This window comes from Marinicella rhabdoformis, from assembly GCF_009671245.1.
In the GTDB taxonomy this organism is placed as follows: Bacteria; Pseudomonadota; Gammaproteobacteria; order Xanthomonadales; family Marinicellaceae; genus Marinicella; species Marinicella rhabdoformis.
In genome coordinates, this window is record NZ_VTFS01000016.1 from 1 (window position 1) to 281 (window position 281).

Consider the following 281-nt stretch of genomic DNA (forward strand, 5'->3'; position numbering starts at 1 on the left):
ACTACAAGGTTGATAGGCTGGGTGTGGAAGTGCAGTAATGTATGAAGCTAACCAGTACTAATTGCCCGTGAGGCTTGATCATATAACACCCAAGGAATTTGGGAAGTATGACAAGTTTATAAGGATTAAAGTCTCTTTTATGAGATAACGATGACTTATATACATCAAACTTTAGACCCATTAATTCAATCAAAGATTTAGATTCATATTCCAAACATCAGTCTTATGACCTTAGCAGTCATAAGCGACCAGTTTTCTGGTGAAAATAGAGCTATAGAACC

At 36.3% G+C, this 281-nt stretch carries 1 rRNA gene; it reads left to right on the forward strand.

Annotated features, from left to right (window positions below):
• A 23S ribosomal RNA gene (locus tag FET73_RS15040) occupies positions 1-82 on the forward strand; the annotation flags it as partial.
• Positions 83-281 lie beyond the last annotated feature (199 nt).